The organism is Nocardioides sp. CCNWLW239, assembly GCF_037137035.1.
Lineage (GTDB): Bacteria > Actinomycetota > Actinomycetes > Propionibacteriales > Nocardioidaceae > Nocardioides.
In genome coordinates, this window is the sequence record NZ_JBBBNW010000008.1 from 218,943 (window position 1) to 245,852 (window position 26,910).

Consider the following 26,910-nt stretch of genomic DNA (forward strand, 5'->3'; position numbering starts at 1 on the left):
GATGTCCGTCGTCATGCTGAGACAGGAGTGAACCGTGGCAGTCCCGGGCGATGCACGACCGTCAGCCTCGACCGACCTTCCGTCGGACGAGGTGGAGGCGCTCGCACTGTTCGCCCGGGGCTACACGATCGAGCGGATCGCGCGAGCACTGGGCATCTCAGAGCGCACCGTGCGCCGGCGCCTGCGGGCGGCCGCCGACACCCTGGGCGCGGGGACGAGTGTGGAAGCGGTCGTTCGGGCCGTACGTAGCGGACTGATCTGATTTGATGGCGATACAGAAGAAGGAGGCTGCCGGATGCGAGTCGCACTGATGGTCACATGCATCAACGACGCGCTCTACCCGAGCACAGGCCAGGCCGTCGTGCGTCTCCTGCGCCGGCTCGGCGTCGAGGTCGATTTCCCGCAGGCCCAGACCTGCTGCGGGCAACCGATGGTCAACACCGGCTATCTGGACGAGGCGGTGCCGGTGGTGCGTACGTTCGTGGACGCGTTCGCCGGCTACGACGCCGTCGTGACGCCGTCCGGGTCGTGCGCGGGCTCGGCGCGGCACCAGCACTCGATCGTGGCCCGTCGCTCCGGCGATCAGGCTCTCGAGAATGCCGTCGCGGAGGTCGCCCCGAAGGTCTACGAGCTCTCCGAGTTCCTCGTCGACGTGCTCGGTGTGACCGACGTCGGCGCCTACTTCCCCCACCGGGTGACCTACCACCCGACCTGTCACTCGTTGCGGATGCTGGGCGTGGGGGACCGGCCTCGGCGGCTGCTGGAGGCGGTCCATGGGATCCGTCTCGTCGACCTGCCTGGTGCCGACCAGTGCTGCGGTTTCGGCGGCACCTTCGCGGTCAAGAACGCCGACACCTCGGTCGCGATGGGGGCCGACAAGGCGCGTCACATCCGTGAGACCGGCGCCGAGATCGTGGTCGCCGGCGACAACTCCTGCCTGACCCACATCGGCGGGATGCTCTCCCGGCAGCGCTCGGGCGTACGCACCGTCCACCTCGCCGAGATCCTCGCCTCGACCGAGGCGGGCTCGATCGAGGAGACGCTTCGATGAGTGGCACCTTCGTCGGCATGCCGGCCTTCCCGACGGCCGCGCGCGAGGCCCTGGCCGACTCCCAGCTGCGCCACAACCTCGCCCACGCGACCGGGACGATCCGCGCCAAGCGGGCCAAGGTCGTCGCCGAGGTCGAGGACTGGGAAGGTCTGCGTCTGGCCGGTGCCGCGGCGAAGGAGCGCGCGCTGCTCGACCTCGACACCCAGCTCGTACGCCTCGAGGAGACCCTCACCGCCAACGGCGCGACCGTCCACTGGGCCCGCGACGCCGCCGAGGCCAACGCGATCGTCGCCTCGATCGCCAAGGCGCACGCTGCGGAGGAGGTGATCAAGGTCAAGTCGATGGTGACCCAGGAGATCGGGCTCAACGAGGCGCTGGCCGCCGAGGGCATCGCGGCCTGGGAGACCGACCTGGCCGAGCTGATCGTGCAGCTCGGCGACGACTTGCCCTCACACATCCTCGTGCCCGCGATCCATCGCAACCGGGCAGAGATCCGCGAGATCTTCCGCACCAAGATGGCCGCCGCAGGCCGTCCCGCGCCCGCCGACCTCACCGATGAGCCGGTCGTGCTCGCGGCTGCGGCCCGTGCGCACCTGCGGGAGAAGTTCCTGCGCGCCAAGGTCGGCGTCTCGGGTGCCAACTTCGCGGTGGCCGAGACCGGCACTCTCGTCGTGGTCGAGTCCGAAGGCAACGGCCGGATGTGCCTGACCCTGCCCGAGGTGCTCGTGTCGGTGGTCGGCATCGAGAAGGTCGTCTCCCGCTGGGAGGACCTCGACCCTCTGCTGAGACTGCTGCCGCGTTCCTCGACCGGCGAGCGGATGAACCCCTACACCTCGACCTGGAGCGGGATACATGCCCAAGAGGAAGGGCCGAACGACGGCCCCCAGGAGGTGCACGTGGTGCTGCTCGACAACGGCCGCACCCGTGCCCTGGCCGACGAGGTCGGCCGGCAGGCGCTGCGCTGCATTCGCTGCTCGGCCTGCCTCAACGTCTGCCCGGTCTACGAGCGCACCGGTGGCCATGCGTACGGCTCGGTCTATCCCGGCCCGATCGGCGCGATCCTCAACCCCCTGCTGAAGGGGGTCGGGCACGACGACCAGATCGACTCGCTGCCCTACGCCTCCTCGCTGTGCGGGGCCTGTTTCGAGGTCTGTCCGGTACGCATCGACATCCCCTCCGTCCTGGTCGACCAGCGCGCCCAGGTGGTCGACGCCCACCGAGGAGGTGTGCCGAAGCCGGAGGCCGTGGCGATGAAGGGCGCGGCGTACGTCCTGGGGCGCTCGCGCCGCCTCTCGGCCCTCGAGCGCCTCACCGGTCTCGGGATGAGCTTCGCCCGTCGCTTCGGGCCCAGCGCCTGGATCGGAGCCCGCGACCTGCCCGAGGCACCGGGGGAGAGCTTCCGGGCCTGGTGGCAGCGGACGAACGGCGGACGGAAGGACGACGCATGAACGAGGCACGCACCGAGATCCTCGCCCGGGTCCGCGAGGCGCTGGCCGGCTCGGCGATCGATGTCCCCGAGCCCCCGACGCCGAGGGACCTCGCGCCCGTGGTGACCCCCGAGGTCATCGACCTCTTCGCCGAGCGGGTCGCTGACTACCGCGCCGTCGTGGAGCGCTGTGGGTTGGATCAGGTCGAGGAGCGGGTCGCTGCCGCCCTCCCGCCCGGACAGGCGGTCGTACCTCCCGGCCTCTCGATCCGGGTCGCCGACGCCGTCGTCGACGACGGAACCCTCACCGCCGCCGAGCTCGACCGGATCGCGGCCGTCGTCACCGAGGCCCGCGTCGGCATCGCCGAGACCGGCACGATCGTCCTCGACCATGCCCCGAACCAGGGCCGTCGAGCGATCTCGCTCGTCCCGGACACCCACGTCTGCATCGTCCGCGAGGACCAGGTGGTCCCCGACGTCCCCGACGCCGTCGCACTCCTCGACCCCGCCCGCCCGCTGACGTGGATCAGCGGCCCCTCGGCCACCAGCGACATCGAGCTGGACCGAGTAGAAGGCGTCCACGGCCCCCGCACCCTCCACGTCCTGGTGGTCGCACCCCGAGAGGTCACTTCCTGACGCCGAAGCGTCAGTTATTGGCCGCGACACGTCGATTCATGACGTCGAGGAGTCAATTTCTGGGCAGGAGGACGCCACCGGAAATCGACCCCTCGCGCTCGATCATCGACGCTTCGGCGTCAGAAACCGACGCCTCGCCGGATTGACCGGATCCGGACACAGGCCTTCCCGTGCGTGTGATGGGGGTCATAGTCTGCGGGGTGCAGTGAAACGTATCAATCACGCTCCGGAGGCCCCCCATGAAGCTCCGTCTGGCCGCGATCGTCATCGGCGTGCTCGCCGTCTCGGTCCCCGTCCCGGCAGCCGCGGTGGACGGCGCGGCAGCCACGCACCTCACCGTCTCGCAGTTGTCCTCACCGCGTGACGTGGAGGATCTCGCCTCACCGCTGCTGGCCTGGCAGGTTCCCTTCGCCGAGCAGAGTGCCTATCGCGTGCAGGTCTCCCGGATCAGTGAGGGCATCGGGGCCGCCGGGGTCTGGGACTCCGGCCGCGTCACCTCCTCGGCGAGCACCAACGTCCCCTATGCCGGCCCGGCGCTCGAGCCCGAGCAGACCTACCGGTGGCGCGTACGCACGTGGGACGGACGCGGCAAGGGCTCGGACTGGTCGAAGGTCTCCACCTTCACCACCGGTCCCGGTCAGGAGTGGGGCCAGGCCCAGCCCATCTGGCTCACGCCGCCCCGCGCGACCGCCTGGGGTGACGCCACGATCGAGACCACCTTCCGGATCGTGACGCAGAACGCCACCATCGCCTTCCGGGCCCGAGACACGAACAACTACTACATGTGGCAGTTCCGCGGCGACGGGGTGAACACCTTCGCTCCCCACAAGCGCGTCGGCGGCACCTTCACCCAACTCGACTCGGTGCCGCTGGCCGAGCCGCTCGTCCGCGGGACGTCCTACCGGCTGAGGATCGAGGCAGCGGGGACCACCATCCGCACCTGGCTCGACGACACCCTCATCGACACCCGCACCCTCACCGACTTCGCCACCGGTACGGTCGGCTTCCGCACGGGCGGCTCCGAGCGCAACGCCTGGGACGACCTGAGCGTCACCTCCGCCTCCGGCGAGGTCCTCTACGCCACCGACTTCTCGGACGGCAGCGACTTCGCCTGCGGCGCGGTGACCGGCGGCTGGCTCGAGGTCGGCACCAACGCCAACTGCGTCTACGGCGTCGAGTCGCAGGACTGGGCCTTCCTCCGCCACGAGTTCACGCTCCCTGACAAGCCGATCGCGTCCGCCACCCTCTACGCGACCGCATCCTCGACCGCGCCGGGCCGGCAGTACGTCTACAAGGCCTGGCTCAACGGCCGCTTCGTCGGCCTCGGCCCGACGCAGCCGATCCGCGGCGAGGCCCGCTACGACGGCTTCGACGTGACCGCCGCGCTGCGGCCTGGGACCGCCAACGCGATCGGCGTGCTCGGCTGGACGAGCAGCGACCGGCGCTTCCTCGGCCGGCTGGTCGTGGAGTACGCCGACGGCACCCGCGACGTGGTCGTGAGCGGCCCCCGGTGGCGTGCCCTCGCGGGTGCGAAGGTCTTCCCCGCGGCCGGCAGCATCGGGACCTCGTTCTTCTCGGCGCCGAAGGAGAACCTGCAGTCGGCCCAGTGGCCGGAGGGCTTCGCCGAGCCGGGCTTCGACGACTCCGGCTGGAGCGACGCGGCGGTGCGACCGGCCTTCGGCGACCTGCGTGCGGCCCCCACGGCCAAGGTGGAGCAGCAGTTGAAGGAGCCGGTCACCGTGGTGGAGAAGGCGCCCGGCCACTACTTCATCGACTACGGGCGTACTTGGATCGGCGGTCTCTCCCTGGACCTCGACGGCAGGGCGGGACAGGTGCTCGACCTCCGGTTCGGTGAAGAGCTCTCCGCGCCCCAGACGGTGCGGTACGCCATGCGCACCGGCAACACCTACCAGGACAGGTGGACGTTGCGCGACGGCGAGCAGCACCTGGAGACCTGGGGGATGCGGGTCTTCCGCTACGCCGAGGTCATCGGTGCCCCGACAGGGCTGGGAGCCGACGACTTTCCCGCCCTCGCCCAGATCTACCCCTTCGACACCGACGAGGCGGTCTTCGACTCGGCCGACGACGATCTCGACCGCGTGTGGACGCTGTCGCGCAACACGATCGAGGCCACCAACCACGACCTCTACGTCGACTCCTGGAGCCGCGAGCGCGGAGCCTACGAGGCCGACAGCTACCTGCAGATGATGGCCAACTTCTTCGTCTCCAGCGACCCGACCCTGGGCAACTACTCGTTGGAGTTCCTGCTGACCCGCAGGACGTGGCCGACCGAGTGGCCGATGTACACGATCCTGGCCTTCCACGACTCCTGGCAGCAGACCGGCGACACCGAGGCGCTGGCCCGCAACTACACCGCGCTCCAGGAGAAGCTGCCGCTGGAGTGGGTCGAGCAGTCGACGGGCCTCATCCGGAAGGACACCGGCCTGACCGGTGGCACGTGCACCGACTGCGACATCGTCGACTGGCCGGCCTCGGAGCGTGACGGTTACGTCTTCCGTCCCTACAACACGGTCATCAACGCGATCGGCCACCGCTCGTTCCGCGACATGGCGGAGATCGCGGCGGCGCTGGGCCACGAGGGTGACGCGGCGACGTACACCGCCATTGCCGACCGGCTCCGGAACGCTGCCGAGGACAGGTTGTGGGACCCGGCCAAGGGCGCCTTCCGTGACGGCCTCGACGCCGATGGCACCCCGATCCAGCACTGGGCGTTCCAGGCGAGCGTCTTCGCCACGGCGTTCGGGCTCGCCCGAGGCGAGATCGCTCAGCAGGCTGCCGACTACATCGGCACCCGTGGCATGGCCTGCAGCGTCTACTGCGCCGCCTTCGTCCTCGAGGCCCTCTACGACGGGGACCGCGGAGACGTCGCGCACCAGATGCTGACGAGCACGGGCCTGCGCAGCTGGCTCAACATGATCGCGAAGGGAGCCGGCGCCACCGCCGAGGCCTGGGACACCTCGCTGAAGCCCAACATGACGTGGTCGCACCCCTGGGCGGCCTCACCGGCCTACAACGTGCCGCAGGGCATGTTCGGCATCGAGCCGCTGGTGCCGGGCTACGAGGAGTTCCGTGTCCGGCCGCAGCCCGGCGGGGTCTCCTGGGCACACGTCACGCTCCCCACCCTCCGCGGACGCATCGGTGCGGCGTACGCCACGACCGCGCGCGGCATCGACGTCGGCGTGAGCGTCCCGGGCAACTCCCGGGCCGAGGTATTCGTGCCGTCGCAGTCTGGAGACGAGGTGTTCCTCGACGGACACCCGGTGCCCGCGACCCGCGAGGGCGAGTACCTGGTGATCCACGGCGTGCCGTCCGGCTGCCACGTGATCCGCACGAGCGCGGGCGAGAGCCCGGAGGTCGAACGGCTGCGCGCCGTCTGCTGAACCCGAAGGCTGTGACCGGACCCGGCCACGGCAACGTACCAACTCGCGGAGCATGGTCGACGTCACCGAGTCGGTGCTCGGCATCCGCACCGCATCCCGGGTGCCGCGGCGGTCGAGATCGGAGTGCGGGCCACCGGCCCGACCCATGCCAAGGGTTCCGTGACCACTCAGCGTGGCTGGGTCGCCTCCGCCTGGACCTTCACGAAAGGGGCATGAAGAGGTGCCATGACTCCGCTAATCTGCGGCAGTGCGCCGAATCGCCGTGCTCGCCGCGGGTCTGCTGATCGGGTCGACCCTGGCCGCCTGCGGCTCGAGCGAGCCGCAGGAGACGGCCTGGCCCGACGAGCTGACGGCCTACCTCGACCAGACCCGGCTGCAGCGCAACACCGGTGAGGCGTTCGTACGCCTCGTCAACGACACCGGCGCCTCGATCGAGGTTTCGCGCCTCGAGGTGAGCAGCGATCGGTTCCGGGCCCGCTGGACGGGCTCGGAACCGGTCGACCCCGAGATGGACTTCGACTTCGACATGCCCCGCGGCAAGTGCGGCGAGGGCGGCGACGCCGACCTGACCATCACCTGGCGATCGGCGGGCGAGGCCGGGGACGAGGCAGGGGAGTGGCGCACCAGCACCGGCAAGGCCGAGGACAGGTACGCCAACATCGACCGCCTCCTCGACCGCGACTGCGCCGAGCGGACCCTGACCGAGGCCGCCGACATCGCCGTGGGCGAGCCCCGCGTCGAGGGCGAGGGCAGGCAGAGCGTCTTCGTGCTCCCGGTCACCTTCGCCCCGACCCAGGCGCTCCCGGACGTCACCTTCGACGGATGGGAGGGCACGGTGCTCTTCCAGCTCGCCGCCGGGACACCCACCTGGCCGCGCTCGGCCCCGCACCCGATGACGGGCGAGCCCACCACGCTGGAGCTCCGAGCGCTGCCCGCGCGGTGCGACCCGCACGCCTTGGCCGACGACAAGGTCGGCAGCCTCTTCCGTGTCCACGTCGGCGGCCCCGAGGTCCCTGACGGGGCCAGCTACTTCCTCCCGCTCAGCCAAGCGCAGAAGCGCGCCCTCTACGACTTCCTTCCCGGCCACTGCGGCTGGGAGTGAGGCTCAGCCGAAGAGCGGCCCGAGCGCGGCCCGGGCGAGCAGGAACCCGACAATGCCCACGGCCCAGGCGGTCGCGCTCCCAGCGTGCTTGACCAGCCAGCCGTCGAGGAGCGAGAGCGGCCGCGCCACCAGGGGAGCGGCGAAGACGCGCGCGGCGGTGAGCAGCAGCGCCGGTGCGATCATCACGACGCAGTAGCCGAGCACCCACAGCCCCGACATCGGCCAGCCGGGCCCCTGGGTGCCGATCACCCCGATCGCGGCCAGGTAGGGAAGCATCGATGCGGCCTCGACCAGCCCGGCGAGCACCGCGAGCGCGGCGAGCGCCGAGGCCGAGCCGGACTCGGAGGCGACCGCCCGCTCGCGCCAGCGGAGCAGGCGCCCCGGAGGCTCCGGGGCGTCGGCTCGCTCCTTCCTCGATTCCGGCGGATCCAGCTTGAAGCTCAACGCGAACAGTCCGACCCCCACGAACAGCTGTGCCCACAGGAACGGGCGTGTGTCGCTCAGTCCCGCGAGCGTGTCCGCGACCGCGGAACCGCCCAGCAGGATCCCGATGCCGAGCAACGCGTAGAAGCCGGCGAGCGAGCCCAGATAGACCAGGATCCGTCCGGGTCGCACCCGGCCGGGCGCCATCAGCAGCCACACCGGGATCAGCAGGGTGCCGAAGCTGGTCGAGTCGATCAGTGCCAGCACGGCCAGTGCCAGGTAGGTCGCCGTGCCACCGAGGTCGCCGGTCAGTGGGCCGAGGTCGATGTCCATGCCCCGAGGCTCGCGTGCGGCCGGCCTCTCCCGCGTCGGCCGAAGCGGTGATCCGTCGGCGCGGGGATACATCCTTCGGATGATCCCGGGGAGGCGGCGTACGTGCTGAGATGGTGTCGTGGACCGCCCAACCCTGCTGCAGCAGCTGCCCGCGGCGCTTCTCGGCGGTGGCACGAGCCTGCGCGCCGGGGACCGCCGGCTGGCCTGGCTCGATGCCGTGGTCGTCCTCGCCGCCGGTCTCGCGCTGCACGCGCTGGGACAGGTCGGCGGCGTACGCGGCCTGCACCCGTTCGGCATCGACCTGGACACCGTGCCGACCTGGTGGCATCTCGTCCCGCTCGCCCTCGCGGCCGCGGCGCTCGTGCTCAAACGGCGCCGGCCGCTTGCGGTGCAGACCGTCGTCGCCCTCTGCTTCGGGGCGGACCTGCTGCTCGGGGGCAGCATCGCGATGGTGGTGGTGCTCTGGGACGCGCTCTTCGCCGGCCAGCTGCACGGATCGCCGTTGGCGCGACGCATCGCCGCCGTCGCCGTCGCGGTGGCCATCGCGTCCGCGGTCATCGCCTCCGCCGCGGCTACCTCCGACCCGCGCACCCCTGTCGTGCTCGCGCTCACACTCTTCGCGATCGTCGTCACCCCGATGTGGTGGGGCAGCAACGTACGTCAGGGCAGTGCGCTCGCCGATGCCGCCGACGACCGGGCCCGGCTCGAGCGGGAACGCAGCACCGCGCTGCTGCGCCTGGCCGATGCGGAACGGCACGACGCGGTCCGGGCCGAGCGCTCCGCGGTGGCCCGGGACCTGCACGACGTCGTCGCCTCCCACCTCTCGGCCATCGCTCTGACCTCGGGTGCGGCGCTGGCCGGCGAGCAGGACCCGGAACGGGACCGGGCAGCCCTGCGAGCAGTGCGGGCGGAGAGCCTGGCCTCGCTGGACGACATGCGCGCGATGATCCGCGTCCTGCGCTCCGACGGCGATCCCGGAGACGCCGAGGACCTCACCGCCGCCTCCCGTGCTGCCAACCTCGGCCCCGTCCTGGAACAGGCGCGGTTGGCCGGCCTGCCGCTGCGGGTCGAGGACCCCGGCGGGCTTCTGGACGGTGCCGATCTCGCGCTGCCGGTCGCGGTCGACCACGCTGTCTACCGGATCGTGCGGGAGTCACTGACCAACGTGCTCAAGCACGGCGGCGGCCAGACCCAGCTGCGCCTGGCCCCCGAAGACACCCTTGAGATCGAGGTGACCGACGCCGGCGCCGCGAAGGAGCCCGAAGCCGGCACCGGCACCGGGCTGGTCTCGATGCGCGAACGCGCCGAAGCGCTCGGCGGCACGTTCGAGGCCGGCCCGCACGGCACCGGCTGGCGGGTCCGAGCGGTCCTGCCACTGCCGGCGTACACCACGGATGGCACCCCCTCAGGAGGAGCGAGCCCATGATCCGCGTCCTGCTCGCCGACGACCACGCCGCCATCCGCGCTGGCCTGCGCATGCTGCTGGCCACCGCCGGCGACATCGAGGTGGTGGGGGAGGCCGCCGACGGTGCGACCGCGGTCGCCAACGCTCGTGCCCTGCGCCCCGACGTCGTGCTGATGGACGTACGCATGCCGGGCACCGACGGCGTCGCCGCGACCCGGCAGGTCGTGGAGGAGGGGCTCGCCGACGTACTCGTGCTCACGACCTTCGACCTGGACGAGTACGTCTTCGGTGCCCTACGCGCCGGCGCGGCCGGCTTCCTGCTCAAGTCGGCGGAGGCGGACGACCTGGTCGACGCGGTCCGGCACGTCGCGGCCGGTGACGGCGTGGTGGCACCGGAGGTGACCCGCCGGGTGCTCGCAGAGTTGGCCGGCGCACCGGACCGAACCGACCCGGCGGCCACTCGCGGCGCACCTCTGCCCACGGAGCTGACACCCCGGGAGAGGGACGTTCTCTCCGCGCTGGGACAGGGCCTGTCCAACGCCGAGATCGCCCAGCGGCTGGTGATCTCCGAGGCGACCACGAAGACCCACGTCTCCCGCGTCCTGGCGAAGCTCGGGGTCGCCTCGCGGGTCCAGGCGGCGATCGCCGCCCGGGAGGCGGGCCTCGTCTGAAGGCGCGCTCACCGCCCAGAGTTCACCGGTTCGTGACCTCCAGAGCCCCCATCCGGACGCGTCAGGTAGCAGAATTACCAACCGTCCGTAACGCACACTCAGGAGGATTCATGTCCGGGAAGAACCGCTCCGTGCTCACGATGATCAAGCTGCTCCTCGCAGCCCTCGTCGCCACCACCGGCCTGCTCGGCGGGAGCGTCGCGCTCGCGCCCGCAGCCCAGGCCGACTGGTACGAGAGCTGCACCCACAAGGGCTGCGCCGAGGCCCTCGACTCCAACGAGGTCTGGGCCTCGATGGGTTACCCGTCCAACCGTGGCTGGCACGACTGGCCGCCGACCGGCACCTGCAACTTCTCCGGTGGCACCTACAACAACTACGAGGGCGAGCTGCCCTCGGGCCACTCCTACCTCGAGTTCGACGTGACGCCGCGCGAATGCGGTGCGCAGCGCCAGTCCTACCGGCTCGTGGTCGATACCACAACGGGCGACGTCTACTTCACCCCCGATCACTACAGCACCTTCTACTTCCTGGTCTGAGTGCAGCTGGCAATGGGCTTCTGACCTGGGCAGACGCGGCAAAGCCTGCCCAGGTCGGAGGCCCGTTCCTGCTCGTGGCGCAGCCTGAGGACGGGCTGAGGCGTCGCTGAATCGTGCCTGAAACGGGTCCAGGACATCGCGGAAACGGGCTCGAGGATCGCGACGTGCCTGGGAGCCCGCCGTACTCTAGGGACGTTTGTGACCGCGGGGAGGGAGCATCGTGAGCTGGCAAGGCAATCCGCCTTACACACCTAGGCCGACACCGAAGAAGAAGCGGGGGAGGAAGGTCCTGAAGACCTTCTTCGTCGTGATTCTGGTCGGCGCGCTCATCGGCACCCTGGGTGTGATCGTGGCCTACAACGCCATCCCGATCCCCAACGCCAACGCCGCCTACGAGAAGGAGACCTCCTTCGTCTACTACCGCGGCGGCAAGGACGAGATCGGGCGCTACATCGCCGACTCGCAGGACCGCGACTCGCTGCCCTACGAGGAGATCCCGCAGCTCATGAAGGACGCCGCGGTCGCCGCCGAGGACCGCACCTTCTGGGACAACAGCGGCATCGACGTCAAGGGAATCCTGCGCGCGGTGGTGAACAACAACACCGGCGGCACCCAGTCCGGGGCCTCGACGATCACCCAGCAGTACGTCAAGAACCTCTACCTCACCCAGGAGCGCACCTACACCCGCAAGGTGAAGGAGGCGATCATCTCGCTGAAGATCAACCGGCAGCGCTCCAAGGAGGACATCCTCGCCGGCTACCTCAACACCATCTACTTCGGGCGCGGTGCCTACGGCGTCGAGGCCGCGTCGAACGCCTACTTCGGCAAGCCGGCCGCGGACATCAACCTCCGCGAAGCCGCCGCGCTGGCCGCGATCCTGAACGACCCCAACGACCTCGACCCGAGCAACGGGGAGGAGTCGATCGCCGAGCTGGAGGGTCGCTACCGCTACGTGATCAACTCGATGGTCAAGATGGACATGGTCGACGCGGCCGAGGGCGAGAAGGCCAAGGAGTCGCTGCCGAAGTTCAAGAAGCCGCGCTCCGACAGCCGCTACGGCGGCCAGAAGGGTCACGCGCTCAAGATGGTCCGCGACGAGCTCCTCCGCCTCAAGGACGAGCAGGGCAACCCGCTGGTGACCGAGGACGAGATCAACGGTGGCGGGCTGCGGATCACCACCACGCTGACCAAGAAGACGATGCGGACCGCCGAGGAAGCGGTCCGAGACGTACGTCCGGAGGACAAGAAGGCCTACGACCCCGGCAACGAGAAGGACGAGCTCCACGTCGGGGCTGCCACCGTCGACGTGAAGACCGGCGCGCTGCGTGGTTTCTACGGCGGTCAGGACTACCTCGACTCGCAGATCAACTGGGCCTCGACCGGTGCGATGGCCGGGTCGGCGATGAAGGCCTTCACGATGGCTGCCGCACTGAAGTCGGGCTACTCCCTCAAGGACTCCTGGAACGGCAACTCACCGATGGAGTTCCCGGGCGTGACGATACGCAACTCGGGCCAGAGCGCGGCCGACCCGTACGGGCACAGCTACGGCTCCAGCGTCAGCGGCCTCCAGGCGATGGAAGACTCGATCAACACCGCCTTCGTCGAGATGTCCGACTCGCTGCCCAACGGCAGCGAGGACGTCTACGACATGGCGCTCGCCGCGGGCATCCCGCCGGAGAAGGCCGACGCCGAGCACCCCGGGATCGGGATGACGACGCGCGACTTCAGCCCTGAGGACTTCCTGCTCACCCTGGGCAAGAACCGGGTCAGCCCGATCAACATGGCGAACGCCTACGCCACGATCGCCAACGGCGGTGTGCACAACGACGTCCACGTCGTCTCCAAGGTCGTCGACGCCGACGGCACCGTCATCTACGAGCGGGATGACAAGGGCAGCAGCAAGCGGGCCATGGACGAGGACGTCGCGGCCGACACGTCCTACTCCCTGCAGCAGGTCGTCTCCAGCGGCACCGGTCAGGCGGCCAGCGCCGTCGTCCAGCCTGCCGCCGGCAAGACCGGCACCGCGACGAATGACAAGGACGACGTCTCCTCGGCCTGGTTCGTCGGCTACACGCCCCAGCTGTCGACTGCCGTCGCCTACACCCGCGGCGACGGCGACGACGCCCTCGACGGCTGGCTCGACACCTTCTTCGGCGCCGACTACCCGGCCGACACCTGGGTCGAGATCATGGGCCCGCTGACCGACGAGCTCGACCTCGAGAAGTTCCCGGAGCCGGCCTGGATGGACGGCGACGCGCCTGAGGAGGGGCACGCCCCCTACGTCCCGCCGGCCGAACCGGACCCGGTCGAGGAGCCGAAGCCGACGAAGAAGCCGTCGCCGTCCCGAGAGCCGGTCCCGACCCCCACGCCGACTCCCACGCCGACGCCGACACCGCCCCCGACGCAGTCCGACCCTGCCGACCCGCAGCTGCCGACGGGCGGGCCCTCCGAACCGGAGGACACCGAGGGGCCTCCGAACCCGCCGGGGCCCCGCTGAGGCGGCTGATCCTCGACGAGGCTCGCCGATAGCGGTCGCGACGACGGTGGGGGGACCTCATTTCCCGCCGTCTTGCCCGACACGGTTAGATAGTGCCGTGTCTGTGATCGCCCCCGTCGACGTCCACGATGACACCGCTCTGAAGGCTTGGTACGCCGTGGAGGCGGCATCGATGGCCTTCGATCGACCCTATGCGTCGCATCGCACCTTCGAGGCGCTCGCCAACTCTGTGCGTACGCCGCACGACCACGGCCGCCGGGTGCTCCTCGCCGCGAAGGAGCAGGGCGAGACGATCGGCATCGCGGAGCTCGATCTCCCCGAGGAGGAGCGCAGCCACGTCGTCGAGCTCGGCATCCACGTCCTCCCTGTGCACCGCTGGCGCGGAGTCGGCACCGAGCTGTGGCGTGCCGCCGATGACGTACGCCGCACCAACGGCCGCACCCTGACGACCTCCGAGGTGACCATCCCCCCGAAGTCGTCGCTGGCCTTCGCCCGTGCGCTCGGCTTCAAGTCCGTACGCCGCGAGGACCACCTCGCCGCCGACCTCCCGCTGCCCCACAAGCCCTTCAACGTGCTCGGCTACGAGATCCTGATGTGGGAGGACCGGACCCCCGAAGACCTCTTGGCGCAGTTCGTCGGCCTGCGCAACCAGATGGGCAAGGAGATGCCCGGCAAGTCCGAGCAGGACGCGGTCGCTCACACCGCCGACCGCATCCGCTCCGCGGAGAAGAGCACCGCCCGCTCCTACGACCGCATCACCGCCGCCGCCCGCGAGATCCTCACCGGCGAGCTGGTCGGCTACTCCGTCATCTTCCTGGCCCACGGCAGCGACGAGGCCATCCAGGACGACACCTTCGTCAAGTCCGCCCACCGCGGCCACAAGCTCGGCCTGGCTCTCAAGGTCGCCACCCTCGCCGCCGTCCAGCGCGACCACCCCGAGCGCACCAGCATCCACACCTGGACCGACCCGTCCAACGACGTCATGCAGCGGATCAACAAGCAGTTCGGCTTCCGCAAGATCGAGCTCATGCACGAGGTCCAGCGCACCGATCGTTGGTAGACAGGGATACCGCCCGGCGCAGTAGGGCGCGCCCTCAGTACCCTCCGCACATGCTCCGCCGATGCGCAACGATCCTGGTGACGTTTCTCCTCGTCTGCGCATCGGGTTGTGCAGCGACATCACGAAGCACGGAGGTCCACCCGGAGGATCTCTCCTTTGAATACACGGCTACGACCGAGGTCGGGTCGATGTCCCAGCTGCTCGAGATCAGCAACGCCGGCGGCCGTGCCGTCGTCATGGATGCCGAGTTCGACCCGCTCGATGCAGATGGTCGACCGATCAACGGCGTCGATGCGGTAGGCAACTTCGGCTCGGAACGTCGCCAGATGACGATCTGGCCGGGTGAATCGATCGATGTCGTACGTTTCACCGGCCGCGACGTACAGGTTGAGGACCTGCGCGTCACCGTCAAGTCCGTGATCCCGGTGAGCGATCCGTTGGCACCGGAGTACGTCGAAGCGATCGCGGTGGACGACTCCGGAAAGGAAGTCGTTCCCGGTGAAGCCGTGGCTTTCGTGTTGGAGAACCCCAACGACGTACCGGCGACGGTGGGGTTGATCTGCCTAATCTGGGACAACCCACCACCCGAGCGGTCCCAGCAGGCGAAAGTCGTCCTGCCGATCACCACATCGGTGGCAATTCCGGCCAGCGGCGAGGCGACGGTCAAGCCGGAAACAGCGGACTCCGACGTCCTGCGAAAGCACACCCTCACCAACGCCCAGAGCTGCAAGACGTATCCAGTTCCGAGATCGGCGCGATCGAGCGAGTCGATCTCGCCAGATCCGAGCCAACTTGGATAAGGACTCAACTCGGAGGTCTGCGTAGGCCGTGCGGGGCTCGAACCCGCGACCCAAGGATTATGAGTCCTTTAGGTCCGTGGTCCTGACCTCGGCCTTTGTCGCAGCCGTGCAGCGCAGTGACGCTCCTCGTACGTTGACAGCGCGGCTGTGTGCGTCGCGTGGAGCTGGTCGCTGCCAGATCCGTCGACGCACCAAAACGCTCCGGGCCGGCGGGCGGAGCACCTAGGGTTCGGACATGTCGTCATCGAAGGCTGTCGTGGAGCTCAAGTTTGCGCCGGACGAGTATCTCTGCACCTGGCACATCCAAGCGCTGGACGGGACCACTCTTCACCTTCCGGGAAGCATTGAGGTTCGTCCAGACCGCTCGCCTCGAGGAGTAATCCATGGTGAGGTGCCGCTTGAGTCACTGAATGGCGCCATCACACTTCCTCAGTATCGCCGATACAAGGTCTTGAAACTGACGCTGGCCAATGGCGGCAACGGTGTTGTGCTAGACGCGCACATCGACTGGATGCCCGGACAAGGCTTCGTGATCGGGGCAGCGGCAATCCTTGCGCAAGGGTATGGACTGTTCATGCGGGAGGAGTCGGTCGAAGCTGCAGGGCACGACGACGTTCAGTTGTACGGTGCTGCGCAGGCCCAGGTCGGTGCTCTCGATGCGCTCATGGGTGTCGCGCCCATTGGGGAGAAAACCGACCCTCGGAAGGCATTCGCCGACGGCAAGCTGACATGGACATCAGTGACCAATCCCGAAGCCCGACTCACATGGGGCGATGAAGAAGGAAACTCATTCACGGCTTGGTATCCATCCAAGATCAACGCCGCTGACTACTACAACGTCAACATTCGCTTCGCGCCCCTCATCGAGATTAGCTTTGAGGACCATCTTTCCTTGCAAGACATCATTGATCGATGGATCGACCCAATCCGTGGCATAGCTTCCATAGCAACCGGCCGAAGCCAGCCCGTCCACACGCTCCGACTGCGGCAACCAAAAGAGGAAGGCATCGGGCCTACGACCTGGGCGCAGGTTTTCGGCACCGAACTGACCCAAGAGCCGTACGAGTCTAGTGCAGACCGGGTGCGGCGCGAAGGTTCCGTGATCTTGTGTGGCGCCGATGGCATCAGCCTCTTGGACTTGGTAAGAGCCTGGTGGCGGCTTGAAGCCGAACAGCATCCAGTGATCGACACGTATGCCGGCATGCTCCATGTAAAGGACAGTCACCCGCGGTCACGTTTTCTGCTGCTTATTCAATCTCTAGAAGGAATGCATGGGCACGAGACCCGCGATGCGTATGAGAAGCAGAAAACTGATCATCTGGATAAGAGGGAGAAGTTGATTGCGGCCGTCGACGAGCACCTTTCCGGCAGACAGAAGCGGTTCCTGAAGAAGGCGCTGAGCAAGGAACCTGCCCGCAGCCTGTCAGATGCCCTTAAAGCAGCCTTCGATCGACTCCCTCCAGAGTTCACTCAGACGCGGGAAACGCTGGAGAAGTCAGCTCTTGTCAGCAACGTTGTCGCCGAGTGCAACAGTAAGGTGGAGCCGTTAGATGCGCTCCGCATCGCGCGAAACGGTCTTGCGCATGGAACGCGAGGCTACGATCCGGACGAGCTCCACGAGGTCAACGAGATCCTTGACCGCGTCGTCCGTGCGCATGCGCTTCGGCTACTTGGTTGCCCCCCGGGCGTGCTCAGCAGGCTTGCGGCCGCCTCCGGTCGGTAATCGGCGGCCTACGAAGGCACCGATCCGCCGCCCGATGCTGCCGCCACGCGCTGCGCGGCAGCATCGGAGCGACGGCATGTCCGGTCTGTGGGGGTTGGCGTGTCGTTACTGGTCGTAGGCCGTGCGGGACTTGAACCCGCGACTGGAGAATTATGAGTTCCCTGCTCTAACCAACTGAGCTAACGGCCCGGGCAGATCCTAGCGGGCGGCAAGCCGGGGTACGCAGGCGCTACGCGGCGTCGTCGTCATCGGCGAGTGCCTGCTCGATCCGCTTGCGTGTTGCCTCCTCCTGGCCGTCGACGGCGTGGGCGTAGACCGTGAGGAGGACCGACACGCTGTGGCCGGCCCACTTCGCCACGAGAGGCGGTGGGGTGCCCGCCGCGAGCCTGGTCGAGACCGCAGCGTGCCGGAGGTCGTACGCCCGGCGCGCGAGCGGCGACTTCTGCTCGTCCTCGGTGAACGCTTCGGCTCGAGCGTTCTTCATCACCCGGCCGACAGCAGAAAGTGGAACCGGGCGCGAGAGCGACTTGGGCAGCGTGTGGCCCCACTTGCCCACGCGCGTGACGAACAGCCGGCCGTCCGGGCCGGTCTCGTACGTGTCCAGGTGCCGGCGCAGCATCTCAACCAGCGGCGGAGGGAGAGGTACAGGCCGGGTGGATTTGCGGGCGCGGTGCTTCAGGCCGCGCTCCTCGCCGAGCTCGCCGTCGTCGGTCCAGTCCTTGCCGGGTCTTGGAACGAGCCGGCGAGGAGCGCCTCGCCCCAGCCGGTCTCCGGCAACGTGAGGTCCTGGCGGCGCAGGTCGCGCACCTCGGCAGGGCGCATCGCGCCGTAGTAGATGCACCCGATGAACGCCTCGAGCTCGGGCTCGGACGCTCGAACTGCCGCGAGGATCCGCTTCGCCTGGCGGTGATTCACAACTACGCGCGTGTCGAGCTCCTCGACTTCGCGGGCGCGCTTCACCTTGACTCGCTGGAGTGGGTTGGAATCGAGATGCCCGAGCTCCACGGCGTAGCCGATCGCGCTAGACAGGGCGGCGCGCTTGCGGTTGGTCGTCTTGGCGGCCGCCGGTCGACCGTCAAGCTTCAGCGAGATTGCCAGGAGGACCTGGCGAGTCGTCGCCGTTTCGGCAAGTTCCTCAACCCGACGGACCCGCTTGGAGATCCACGCGATCGCCTCCCGGAACTGTTCGGGCGGCTCAGGGTTCGTGGCGCGGGCTCGAGTGTTGAAGGCCCATGTCCTCAGCGCCTTCCGTAGGACGGCCTCGTTCGGTGGTGTTTCGTCGTCCTTCACCATCGCCAACGTGATGGTGACCAGGCCGTCAGCTGTGCTCTTGCGGTGGTTGGCGAGAAGTCCGGCCACTTGATGTCGATGTAGCTCATCGCGAAGGTCAGCCAGTCCGGGCTTGCTGCTCGCGGCATCATCGACTGGGGCAGCCCAGACGCGATGTCGAACGCCTCGCCCTTGCGGGCGGCTGAGATGAGGTCGGAACGGAAAGACTCGGCGAGGCGCTTCGTACTGAAGGTTCGCTGAAACGGGTCTTGCTTGCCAACGACCCTGCGGACGCGGTAGGTCGTGCCCCGCTTGCCGGTGAGTGTCTCGATGTTCCAGATCCGTACGTCGTAGCTCGTGCTCATGATGCTTCGTCCTCGAGCTTGGCCAGCCAGTTGTCGAGCTCGACGCGGCGCACGCGGATCTCGCCGCCGGGGAGCTTGATGCAGCGTGGGCCGACGCCCTTCGCGCGCCAGTTGTAGAAGGTCGCTCGAGTGATCCCGAGCTCGTTGCAGAAGTCGCGCACCGTCAGGTGTGCTGCGGTGCTCTGAGAGCGGTGCAGAGACATGTGGTTGGTGCTCCTTAACGGTGATGATGCGGATCGGCTGGACCAGTGGTGTGTAGGCGGAGGGCGCGAGGTAGCCCGGTAAGCCGGAAACCCGGTGATTCGTGCTCTGACCTGGGGTGAGAGGCTCCGGGTTTGTGGCGGCCGAGCCGAGAGCAATACCCGGTGAACCCGGTGAACCCGGTGATCTGCGGGTTTCCGGGTTTCACGACGTTCTCCCGCTCTCGAAACCCGGTGGCAGAAGTCCCAGGTCAGGTGGCACTTCGCCGGGTTTCCGGGTTTCCGGGTTTCCGGGTTTGTTTCCGGAGTCGCGGCGAGCGGAGGAGATTCCTCGGGTTTGGGCGCGTGCTCGATCCAGTACGCCTTGCAGTTGGTGACGGGGTCGATCTCGCAGCGGAGGACGATGTCGCCGCGCCATCGGCCGGCCTGTCCGGTGAGGCGCCGGCCGAGGCTCTTGACCGAGAGCGACTTCCCGCTGTTGGTGGTAGGAAAGGTGCCGTCCCAGCGGTCAGGCATCCCCGGCTCTGGTTCAGCGCTCCTACGCAGCTCAGCTCCGCCGACGTGCCGGTCGCCGTACACGCGGTTCCACTGAAGGAGGAAGGCGCGCCATTCGGCGTGGTCGTCGTCGAGCTCGCGGGCGTCGTTGAGGTTGTCGAGGAAGCCGGTGACCTCGTGGTGGCGGAGGAATCCGCCGAGCGTCTGCGCCCAGGTGGTGAACTGCCGCATCGCGGGAACGTCGTAGGCGCGCGGAGCTCCGGCGCGGGTCCAGTCGAGGATCAGGATGAGCAGGTGCCGTAGGACGACCGCCTGGTTGGCAGGGTCGAGGATCCAGGTGTCGAGGTTGGGGATGGAGAAGCCGGTGCGTTCCTCGGGGTGTGGGCAATCGGGGTCGAGACGCACCCAGACTGAGCGCGAGGCCATGTCGCCGCCGGTGCGGAGGTTGCGGGTGCTCCCCAGATAACATTCCCCCGCCGCGAGGCGCGCATGGTGTATGCCGCGTTCAGCCTCTCCGACATCGCTGACGGAGATGCCGAGGCCGCGGGAGCTCGGTTCATCACCGAAGTGCCGACCTTCCTTGTCCGCGATGCGCTGGTCGCGTCTCGTGATGGCGGGGAAGTAACGATTGAGGTCACCCCGCAGGCGCATGCCGAAGCCCAGCAGGCGCTCACCGGGATCGACACCATCAGGGACGATCTCGCCGCAGCGATCTTTCGGCATCCCGGCGTCGTGCAAGAGCGGGCAGAGAAGAATGCCGCACGTCGCCTGGTTAAGGCGTTTCTAAAGGGCGCGGGCGTCACGACGCAAACCGAAACGGCCGAATGGGGCGAGATCCGCCGCCAGCAGGCTGTCGCAGGAATGGAAACAATGATCAAGGACGCCTACGCCGGGCGGAAGACTCAGATGAAGTACGAGCTCGTGCCGATCACCTTGCCTGTTGAGCCGGTGCTGGTGGATCCACACACGCGGGACGCCTATAACGACTCGTTCGTGAAGCATCTCCAGTTCGTCGGCTGGCAGCACAACGTCATGCCGGTCGCATCCTTCGATGCGGGCACCACCGAATGGGCGCTTGCGCACCTGCTTGATCGTGATCCAACCGTCGTGTGGTGGCTGCGGGTCTACACCAATGGGCCTGCCTACATCCCGACCATCGACGGCTCATACTTCCCGGACTTCATTGCGGTCGACACAGATGGCACCTACTGGCTCATCGAAGGCAAGTCAGACAAGAACGCGAACGACGCGGACGTTCTGCGTAAGCGCGCGGCCGCCGAGCAGTGGGCACGTTCTGTTCGCGACGACGGGCAGTTCGGCACTTGGCGCTATATCTTCGCGACCGAAACACACATTAGGCACGCCGCGGGGTCTTGGGCCGGGTTGCTCGTTGTGACGAACCCGGAGTAAGCCCTCGTCGGAATGCTCCGATGACGAGGTAACAACACGGGCCCGATCGACGGCGATCGGGCCCAGAGTTGGACGTTGCGATCACACCGATGATTCGAGTGCGATGGCCTCTTCATCGAATCGGTAGATCAGGCTGCAGACGACCATCAGTGCCTGCACGGCATTGCGCCGGCTGTATTGGCGGGCCCCCACCGCATGGACCGTCGCGTGGCGACTGAACTGAGTGGGTACCTTGTCGCCGTTGGTGACGAAGAACTGCTGATACGTCTGCCACATTGGGGCGAAGGCGATGTACCGGCGGATGGTCAACTTGCGGTACGCGTCTGCCGTCGTGTTTTTCTTGTTCGGGGTGTACTTGTGGCGGTCACTACCGAAGTATGCGGTCACGATCGTGTCGATCAGCGACCCAGCAAGAGCCTGAGCTGCCGCGAAATGCCCCGCCTCCAAGGCGTCGACGGCGGCCGTCGCGAAGGGCAGATATGGTGCGACGGCGTTAGACGAGCAGCCGAGGAGCGCTTCACGGCAGTCCGCCGAAATCGACTTCCAGCGTCGCCCAACGATCTCGCGCCGCCTGCTCGCGCTGTCGGCCCGGATCAACGCCTCGGCGGTGCTCGTGCGGGGCACGCCGTAGAGCGGGATGCCGTCGGTCATGACGACCGTGTCCACGTCCTGAAACTTAAGGCCCTCGATTCCACGCAAGTTCGGCGGGTAGAAGCCAGCGCGCATGGCCTCAAGTGCCGGGCCGAGGTCTTTAAACAGCGCGGCTTGTTGCGCGGCAAAGGTTGTGCTGACCTGTTTGACAACTTCAAGGGAGCGGGCGATGCCGCTGAAGTCGATGTTCTCGCTGAGGTTCTTGCTGAGCTGCTTCTGCCACAACGTGTGAGCGTCGATCACCGGCCTCAGAGAGGCGGCGATGTTCCTAAACATCGACTCTGGAAACGTGACCTTGGTCGTTGACAAGTTCGACATCGCACGACGGAGGTTCGCCTTCTGCTCAGGCGTAAGTTTGATCCGGTCATCGGGCTCGTGGCCATCGTTTGGGCCTCCCGCGGCGTCGCGTGCCACCGAGGTCAACCCCGTTTCCTCATGTACTTCCCGACCGTCTCGTTCCAGAGTTCGACTTCGTGGGCGGTGAACGTGTGTTGGTTCATCTCAGTGACGATGAACCCCAGTTCGCGGTACGCCTCGCCCATGGCGCCGTCGATGCCGGCCGCATCGAAGGCAGCGAGGATTTCATCCCAGTCAGGTTCGCCCATCGGTCGGGGCTCGTCGGCGTTAGGGTCGAAGAAGATCGGATCGTCATCCGTCGGCTCTCGACCAAACTTCTCTACAAAGTGTTCCCGCTGTCGCCTGGCGCCGGCCGTCTCCTCATCGAGCTGAACCGTACGTGAGCCATCGGGATTCCGGGTCTGCTGAACATAGTTCGGGTCGCCCTGCCGTTCGACGACGAGCCGGGCGTGCTCCTCCCGGCGTTCGGCAGCAAAGCGGACGTCGTGCTGCGTCTGGTGCTTGCGGGGCTTCTTGCGCTTCTTGGGCATTGTGCGCTCCAGTGTCTATGCGGGTGGGGCTGATGGTGGTCGTTCAGCGGAACCGGGTCGCGCGGATAACGTTGACGATCCGGCGAACCTCGTCCTTGTCGCCGAGATCGGCGACCGTCGGGCCGGGATACGGCTCCTCCCAGCGACTGACGTACTGACCGTCCTGAGTCGAGATCCGCACGGAGTACACCTTGTTCGTCTCGTGATCGATCGATGCGTCGATGATGTAGTCGCTCATGAGGTCCATCATGGCGTCGAGCACCGACAGCCCTAGGCGGCTGAGACGTCCGAGAAGTCACCCCTGCAGACCCCACAGACGATCGGCCCGCGCTCGAACACACCGGCCGACGCTCGGATCCGACGGCCGGGGGAACACTTGCAGACCAACACGAGGCCGTTCTTCGGTCTCCTCGACCTACCGCCAGATCTACCGCCGGCGGCTGTGCCACCCTTACCGCCGCCCGTTGGCCCTACAGGCACCGCATCCTCGCTGTTCCGGAACGCTACGATCGCCGTTGCAAGTGCTTCGATCGCCTCGCCGTACCCAATCGCCGTTCCAGGCGCGAGCTCGGTGCTGGACCAGCCGATCGTCGGAGCCTGCGTGATTGTGAGTCCGAGTTCCTCGCCCAGAAGCTTGAAGCGGGTGTTGTGGTAGCGACCCTGCCGGATTGTGTCCTTGATGCCGCTCACGTGGGCGACACCGTGCGCAGCTTCGTGCAGAAGGGTGGCAAGCACCGGTTCAGCACCGCGGCGGAGACCTTCGCCGCCGACGAAGAGCTCGGCGAGGCCGACGGGGTCCTTGCTCTCGTTGGAGACCCAGCGTTCGGCGGCGAAGTGGCCGAGCTTGAGGGCGCCGGTGGGCACGCCGATGCTGCCCGCGCCGAGGGTGACGACGACATCGGGCACATCAGGGTGTCGCAGCGCTGGATGGCGGACCAGGTCGCCTCCAGCGCTGCGACCAGCGCACTAGCGTCCAAGCGGCTTGACTCCTAGGCGTCAATCAATGGATCGACACCGACGGTAGGACCGTCTGGCGAGCAAGTGATGGTCGCGCGCCTCGTACGCAAATCGTACGTAGCCGTGTCGCGACGTTTGCCGAACATTCGTTCGATCTGGACAGAATCAATCGACCTCTGACCTGGAGAAACACTGATCAGGCGAGGTCTATCGCGTAAGGACGCCATCTGCGGCAGAAGGCGCATTCGGCATTATGAGTCCTCTGCTCTAACCGACTGAGCTAACGGCCCGGAGGGAGCCTATCGGGACCCGACAGGCTCTCGCGCTCAGCCCTCGCTGTTGATGAGGTAGCGCCCGTCGGAGAAGACGAGCCCCAGCGTCACGGTGCCGCCGTACTGGCGGCCGTCCTTCATCGTGTAGTCGTAGGTGTAGGTCACCTTGAGCGGGTCGATGCTGGGGGAGACGGAGACGACGCTGGTGCTCGCGACGGAGCCCCACCAGTCGCGATAACCGTCGAGCCCGCCGCTGCTGGCCTGGAAGGCCGGGGTCAGCATCGTGTTGTAGGCGCCGTCCGGGTTCTGCGGGGCGGTGGCCAGATAGTTGCGGATGAAGGCGTCGATGCCCTCCGCGGTCGCGCCGGCCGTCTCGGTCGCCGTCGGGCTCTCGCTCGGGGTCTCGCTAGGAGTGGGTTTCTCCGTGGGGGTCTCCGAAGGCTCGGTGGGCGCCTCGGACGCCTCCTCGTCGGGTTCCTCGGCCTTCTCGTCGTTCTCGGCGAGCGGTGAGGCGGACGGCGCCGAGCTCGGGTTCGCGGTCGGCTCGTCGCCGCGGTTGGCCCACAACGCTCCACCGATCAGCAGCACCAGCACCCCGGCCAGGACGGCCAGGGCAACGGGCCACTTCGTGCGACGGCGGGCCGCGGCCGGCTGCGACGCGATGGCAGGCGCCGGCGTCGGTGTCGTCGCTGCACCGGGCGCGGCGGCGACCAGCGTCTGCGTACGCGGTGACACCGGCTCCAGCTTCTCGGCCGGCAACCGCCCGGCGAGGAAGTCGACGACGTCCTCGGCCGACCACCGCTCGGCGGGGTCATAGGCCATCGTGTGCTCCAGCAGCGGCGCGAGCCGTCCTGCCAGCGGCGTACGCGGCGGGTCCTCGTGCACCACGCGATACAGCGTCGCCAGCGCGTTGTCGCCGATCCCGTAGGGCGGCTCGCCGGTCAGCGCCTGGAAGAGCGTGGCTCCCAGCGACCACATGTCGCTGGCAGGCGTGGCCCGCCCGCCGGTGGCGATCTCCGGGGCCAGGTACGCCGGTGAGCCGGTGACCTGCCCGGTCTGGGTGGTCTGGGAGTCGACGCCACGAGCGATCCCGAAGTCGGTCAGCTTGGCGCGGTCGGCACGGCCGACCACGATGTTGGCGGGCTTCACGTCGCGATGGACGATGCCGGCGGCGTGCGCGGAGCGGAGGGCGGAGGCGATCTGACCGATCAGCCTCGCGGCTTCCTCGACGTCCATGGGGCCGTCGTCGCGCACCATGTGAGCGAGGGTCTTCCCCTCGACGTACTCCATCACCAGCCACGGCTTGTCGTCGTCACGGACCAGGTCGAAGACGGCGACCACGTTCGGGTGGACCAGTCGTGCGGCGAGCTGTGCTTCGCGTTCGACGGCGGCGTCCGACACGCCGTCGAGCGCGATCAGTTGCTTGAGCGCCACCGAGCGCCCCAGAACTTCGTCGGTGGCGAGCCAGACGGCCCCCATCGCTCCCCGGCCGAGCTCCCTCTCGAGCCGGTACCTCCCTGCGATCACCCAGGTCCCCTCAAATCTCGTCGCGACGCCAGTGGTCAACTCTAGGGGGTATCGCCTACTACTCTTGCTTCCGGGACAACCCGCTCCGGGCCCCGGAAACACCATCTGAGAACGACCTGAGAAAGGCACCACGTGTCCATCGATCCCACACTTCTCGACGACCTCGAGTGGCGAGGCCTCATCGCCGACTCGACGGACCGCGACGCGCTCCGAGACGCGCTGTCCGGCGGGAGTGTGAAGTTCTATATCGGGTTCGACCCCACCGCGCCGAGCCTGCACATGGGCAACCTTCTCCAGATCACGATGGCGATGCGGCTCCAGCAGGCCGGCCACACTCCCTACGTACTCGTCGGCGGCGCCACCGGCATGATCGGTGACCCCCGCGACTCGGGCGAGCGCACCCTCAACTCACCCGAGACGGTCAACGAGTGGGTCGGGAAGGTGCGCAGCCAGATCGAGCGCTTCGTCTCCTTCGAGGGCGAGACCGCTGCGACGATGGTCAACAACGCCGACTGGACGGCGTCGCTGTCGGTGATCGACTTCCTCCGCGACATCGGCAAGCACTTCCCGGTCAACCGGATGCTTGCGCGTGACACGGTGAAGAAGCGTCTCGAGGACGGCATCTCCTACACCGAGTTCTCCTACATCCTCCTGCAGTCGATGGACTACCTGAACCTCTTCCGTACGCACGGGGTCAGCCTCCAGTTCGGCGGTTCGGACCAGTGGGGGAACATCACCGGCGGTGTCGAGCTGGTCCGCCGGGTCACCGGCGAGACCGTCCACGCCTTCACCACGCCGCTGATCACCAAGGCCGACGGCACCAAGTACGGCAAGACCGAGGGCGGCGCCCTCTGGCTCGACCCGACGATGATGTCGCCCTACGCCTTCCACCAGTTCTGGCTCAACGTCGAGGACGCCAAGGTCGGGGAGATGCTGCGCGTCTTCACCTTCCTCTCCCACGAGGAGATCGAGACCCTGGAGGCGCAGCACGCAGAGAAGCCGTTCCTCCGGGTAGCCCAGAAGGCGCTCGCCGACCACATGACGACCCTGGTCCACGGGGCAGGGGAGACCGAGCAGGCCAAGCAGGCCGCGGCCGCGCTCTTCGGTGGCGGCGATCTGGCAACCCTGAGCGGTACGACGCTGGCCGCGGCGATCACGGAAGCCGGTGCCGTCGAGCTGGAGCGTGGTGAGGAGCTGCCGACCTACGTCGCCCTCTTCGTCGCCGCCGGCCTCGTGTCCTCCAAGGGGGAGGCCCGTCGGACGATCTCCGAGGGCGGTGCCTACGTCAACAACGTCCGTGTGGAGGACGCTGAGGCGGCGCTCGACGAAAAAGAGTTGCTCGGCGACGGCTGGGTTGTCCTGCGCAGGGGCAAGAAGAAGTTCGCCGGCGTGCGCATCAAGTAGGCGCTGACCTGCGAGAACGCCCCGGGGAAGGTGACCGCCTTCCCTGGGGCGTTCCTCGATTTGGCAAGCGCCGCATGGAGGCGTAATGTTCATCTGGTCGCCGGGGTGCGGCGGGAAGCAAGCGCGAGTCTTCGAGCGGGCTTCCGGCCCCTGAGTCGGCCGCCAACATTCTCGAGATTCAGCTCGGTTCAGAGTCTCTGTCAGGTCCTCGGACCGGACGACAGACGCACGACGAATCCAAGCAAGATTGTCTTGTGCTGTGTTGGTGAGGGTTTTGCATTCATCGTAATGCGGCGTGAATTCGCCGAGTTGGTGGTGAAAGCGAGATCCGATAAAGTCCTCCAGGACTGAGGCGGATAAAGCTTCGAGTTTGAGCAGGAAAGCGCGATAGGCGCGGAATTGCGAAAGC

The 26,910-nt window shown here is 67.7% G+C and carries 25 protein-coding genes and 2 tRNA genes; 15 read left to right on the plus strand and 12 right to left on the minus strand.

Annotated features, from left to right (window positions below):
• The first annotated feature begins 34 nt into the window (after nucleotides 1-34).
• The 6 genes from WBG06_RS24575 to WBG06_RS24600 all read left to right on the plus strand — a co-directional run bounded on the left by WBG06_RS24575 (nucleotide 35) and on the right by WBG06_RS24600 (nucleotide 7,616).
• Nucleotides 35-262, plus strand: a complete 228-nt coding sequence (locus WBG06_RS24575; protein WP_336740135.1) for a response regulator transcription factor — start codon at nucleotides 35-37, stop codon at nucleotides 260-262.
• A gap of 33 nt (nucleotides 263-295) precedes the next feature.
• Nucleotides 296-1,051, plus strand: coding sequence for a (Fe-S)-binding protein (locus tag WBG06_RS24580; protein WP_336740137.1), 756 nt, complete (start codon nucleotides 296-298; stop codon nucleotides 1,049-1,051).
• The gene (locus tag WBG06_RS24585) at nucleotides 1,048-2,499 is read left to right on the plus strand and encodes a lactate utilization protein B (RefSeq protein WP_336740139.1); all 1,452 of its coding nucleotides are present in this window, start codon (nucleotides 1,048-1,050) and stop codon (nucleotides 2,497-2,499) included. Before WBG06_RS24580 ends, WBG06_RS24585 begins: the two co-directional genes overlap by 4 nt.
• Nucleotides 2,496-3,113, plus strand: a complete 618-nt coding sequence (locus WBG06_RS24590) for a LutC/YkgG family protein (RefSeq protein WP_336740141.1) — start codon at nucleotides 2,496-2,498, stop codon at nucleotides 3,111-3,113. Before WBG06_RS24585 ends, WBG06_RS24590 begins: the two co-directional genes overlap by 4 nt.
• Before the next feature lie 239 nt (nucleotides 3,114-3,352).
• Entirely contained in the window at nucleotides 3,353-6,514 is a 3,162-nt protein-coding gene (locus tag WBG06_RS24595; protein ID WP_336740143.1) for a family 78 glycoside hydrolase catalytic domain, read from the plus strand.
• A gap of 247 nt (nucleotides 6,515-6,761) precedes the next feature.
• The gene (locus WBG06_RS24600; RefSeq protein ID WP_336740145.1) at nucleotides 6,762-7,616 is read left to right on the plus strand and encodes a hypothetical protein; all 855 of its coding nucleotides are present in this window, start codon (nucleotides 6,762-6,764) and stop codon (nucleotides 7,614-7,616) included.
• A gap of 3 nt (nucleotides 7,617-7,619) precedes the next feature.
• Here WBG06_RS24600 and WBG06_RS24605 read toward each other — a convergent pair whose 3' ends face one another.
• Nucleotides 7,620-8,372, minus strand: coding sequence for a GAP family protein (locus WBG06_RS24605; RefSeq protein WP_336740147.1), 753 nt, complete (start codon nucleotides 8,370-8,372; stop codon nucleotides 7,620-7,622).
• Between the two features lie 118 nt (nucleotides 8,373-8,490).
• Here WBG06_RS24605 and WBG06_RS24610 point away from each other — a divergent pair, with 118 nt between their 5' ends.
• The 6 genes from WBG06_RS24610 (at nucleotide 8,491) to WBG06_RS24635 (ending at nucleotide 15,341) form a co-directional block, all read left to right on the plus strand.
• Entirely contained in the window at nucleotides 8,491-9,798 is a 1,308-nt protein-coding gene (locus WBG06_RS24610) for a sensor histidine kinase (RefSeq protein WP_336740149.1), read from the plus strand.
• Complete coding sequence (locus WBG06_RS24615) at nucleotides 9,795-10,448, plus strand: response regulator transcription factor (protein WP_336740151.1); 654 nt, start codon at nucleotides 9,795-9,797, stop codon at nucleotides 10,446-10,448. Before WBG06_RS24610 ends, WBG06_RS24615 begins: the two co-directional genes overlap by 4 nt.
• 110 nt (nucleotides 10,449-10,558) lie before the next feature.
• Complete coding sequence (locus tag WBG06_RS24620) at nucleotides 10,559-10,984, plus strand: ribonuclease domain-containing protein (RefSeq protein ID WP_336740153.1); 426 nt, start codon at nucleotides 10,559-10,561, stop codon at nucleotides 10,982-10,984.
• Between the two features lie 220 nt (nucleotides 10,985-11,204).
• A complete protein-coding gene (locus WBG06_RS24625) occupies nucleotides 11,205-13,481 on the plus strand; it encodes a transglycosylase domain-containing protein (RefSeq protein ID WP_336740155.1) in 2,277 nt (758 codons plus the stop codon).
• Between the two features lie 97 nt (nucleotides 13,482-13,578).
• Complete coding sequence (locus WBG06_RS24630; protein WP_336740157.1) at nucleotides 13,579-14,541, plus strand: GNAT family N-acetyltransferase; 963 nt, start codon at nucleotides 13,579-13,581, stop codon at nucleotides 14,539-14,541.
• 188 nt (nucleotides 14,542-14,729) lie between these two features.
• Nucleotides 14,730-15,341, plus strand: a complete 612-nt coding sequence (locus WBG06_RS24635; RefSeq protein ID WP_336740159.1) for a hypothetical protein — start codon at nucleotides 14,730-14,732, stop codon at nucleotides 15,339-15,341.
• A gap of 22 nt (nucleotides 15,342-15,363) precedes the next feature.
• On the opposite strand, the gene WBG06_RS24640 is transcribed toward WBG06_RS24635, so the two are convergent.
• Nucleotides 15,364-15,436, minus strand: a tRNA-Met gene (locus WBG06_RS24640).
• Nucleotides 15,437-15,576: 140 nt separating this feature from the next.
• Between WBG06_RS24640 and WBG06_RS24645 the strand changes: the two genes are divergently transcribed.
• Nucleotides 15,577-17,064, plus strand: a complete 1,488-nt coding sequence (locus WBG06_RS24645; protein ID WP_336740160.1) for a HEPN domain-containing protein — start codon at nucleotides 15,577-15,579, stop codon at nucleotides 17,062-17,064.
• Nucleotides 17,065-17,179: 115 nt separating this feature from the next.
• On the opposite strand, the gene WBG06_RS24650 is transcribed toward WBG06_RS24645, so the two are convergent.
• The 5 genes from WBG06_RS24650 to WBG06_RS24670 form a co-directional block, all read right to left on the minus strand.
• Nucleotides 17,180-17,253: transfer RNA gene (locus WBG06_RS24650), tRNA-Ile, on the minus strand.
• 40 nt (nucleotides 17,254-17,293) lie between these two features.
• Entirely contained in the window at nucleotides 17,294-17,683 is a 390-nt protein-coding gene (locus WBG06_RS24655) for a hypothetical protein (protein ID WP_336740162.1), read from the minus strand.
• Between the two features lie 56 nt (nucleotides 17,684-17,739).
• On the minus strand, nucleotides 17,740-18,354 hold the full coding sequence (locus WBG06_RS24660; protein WP_336740164.1) for a hypothetical protein: 615 nt from the start codon (nucleotides 18,352-18,354) through the stop codon (nucleotides 17,740-17,742).
• The gene (locus tag WBG06_RS24665; protein WP_336740166.1) at nucleotides 18,351-18,698 is read right to left on the minus strand and encodes a hypothetical protein; all 348 of its coding nucleotides are present in this window, start codon (nucleotides 18,696-18,698) and stop codon (nucleotides 18,351-18,353) included. The genes WBG06_RS24660 and WBG06_RS24665 overlap by 4 nt, the downstream gene beginning before the upstream one ends.
• Nucleotides 18,695-19,819, minus strand: coding sequence for a helix-turn-helix transcriptional regulator (locus tag WBG06_RS24670; protein WP_336740168.1), 1,125 nt, complete (start codon nucleotides 19,817-19,819; stop codon nucleotides 18,695-18,697). Before WBG06_RS24670 ends, WBG06_RS24665 begins: the two co-directional genes overlap by 4 nt.
• A gap of 66 nt (nucleotides 19,820-19,885) precedes the next feature.
• Here WBG06_RS24670 and WBG06_RS24675 point away from each other — a divergent pair, with 66 nt between their 5' ends.
• Nucleotides 19,886-20,803 carry a hypothetical protein gene (locus tag WBG06_RS24675; protein WP_336740170.1) on the plus strand — a complete coding sequence of 306 codons (918 nt, stop codon included), beginning with the start codon at nucleotides 19,886-19,888 and terminating at the stop codon, nucleotides 20,801-20,803.
• A gap of 81 nt (nucleotides 20,804-20,884) precedes the next feature.
• On the opposite strand, the gene WBG06_RS24680 is transcribed toward WBG06_RS24675, so the two are convergent.
• The 5 genes from WBG06_RS24680 to WBG06_RS24700 all read right to left on the minus strand — a co-directional run bounded on the left by WBG06_RS24680 (nucleotide 20,885) and on the right by WBG06_RS24700 (nucleotide 25,097).
• Complete coding sequence (locus tag WBG06_RS24680; protein ID WP_336740172.1) at nucleotides 20,885-21,868, minus strand: hypothetical protein; 984 nt, start codon at nucleotides 21,866-21,868, stop codon at nucleotides 20,885-20,887.
• 5 nt (nucleotides 21,869-21,873) lie between these two features.
• On the minus strand, nucleotides 21,874-22,341 hold the full coding sequence (locus WBG06_RS24685; protein ID WP_336740175.1) for a hypothetical protein: 468 nt from the start codon (nucleotides 22,339-22,341) through the stop codon (nucleotides 21,874-21,876).
• A gap of 43 nt (nucleotides 22,342-22,384) precedes the next feature.
• The gene (locus WBG06_RS24690; protein ID WP_336740176.1) at nucleotides 22,385-22,579 is read right to left on the minus strand and encodes a hypothetical protein; all 195 of its coding nucleotides are present in this window, start codon (nucleotides 22,577-22,579) and stop codon (nucleotides 22,385-22,387) included.
• Between the two features lie 32 nt (nucleotides 22,580-22,611).
• Nucleotides 22,612-23,247 (minus strand): hypothetical protein, encoded by a 636-nt coding sequence (locus WBG06_RS24695; protein WP_336740178.1) that lies wholly within the window; start codon nucleotides 23,245-23,247, stop codon nucleotides 22,612-22,614.
• Nucleotides 23,248-23,624: 377 nt separating this feature from the next.
• Nucleotides 23,625-25,097 (minus strand): serine/threonine-protein kinase, encoded by a 1,473-nt coding sequence (locus tag WBG06_RS24700; protein ID WP_336740180.1) that lies wholly within the window; start codon nucleotides 25,095-25,097, stop codon nucleotides 23,625-23,627.
• 132 nt (nucleotides 25,098-25,229) lie between these two features.
• Here WBG06_RS24700 and tyrS point away from each other — a divergent pair, with 132 nt between their 5' ends.
• Nucleotides 25,230-26,501, plus strand: coding sequence for a tyrosine--tRNA ligase (tyrS, locus tag WBG06_RS24705; RefSeq protein ID WP_336740183.1), 1,272 nt, complete (start codon nucleotides 25,230-25,232; stop codon nucleotides 26,499-26,501).
• The last annotated feature ends 409 nt before the right edge of the window (nucleotides 26,502-26,910 follow it).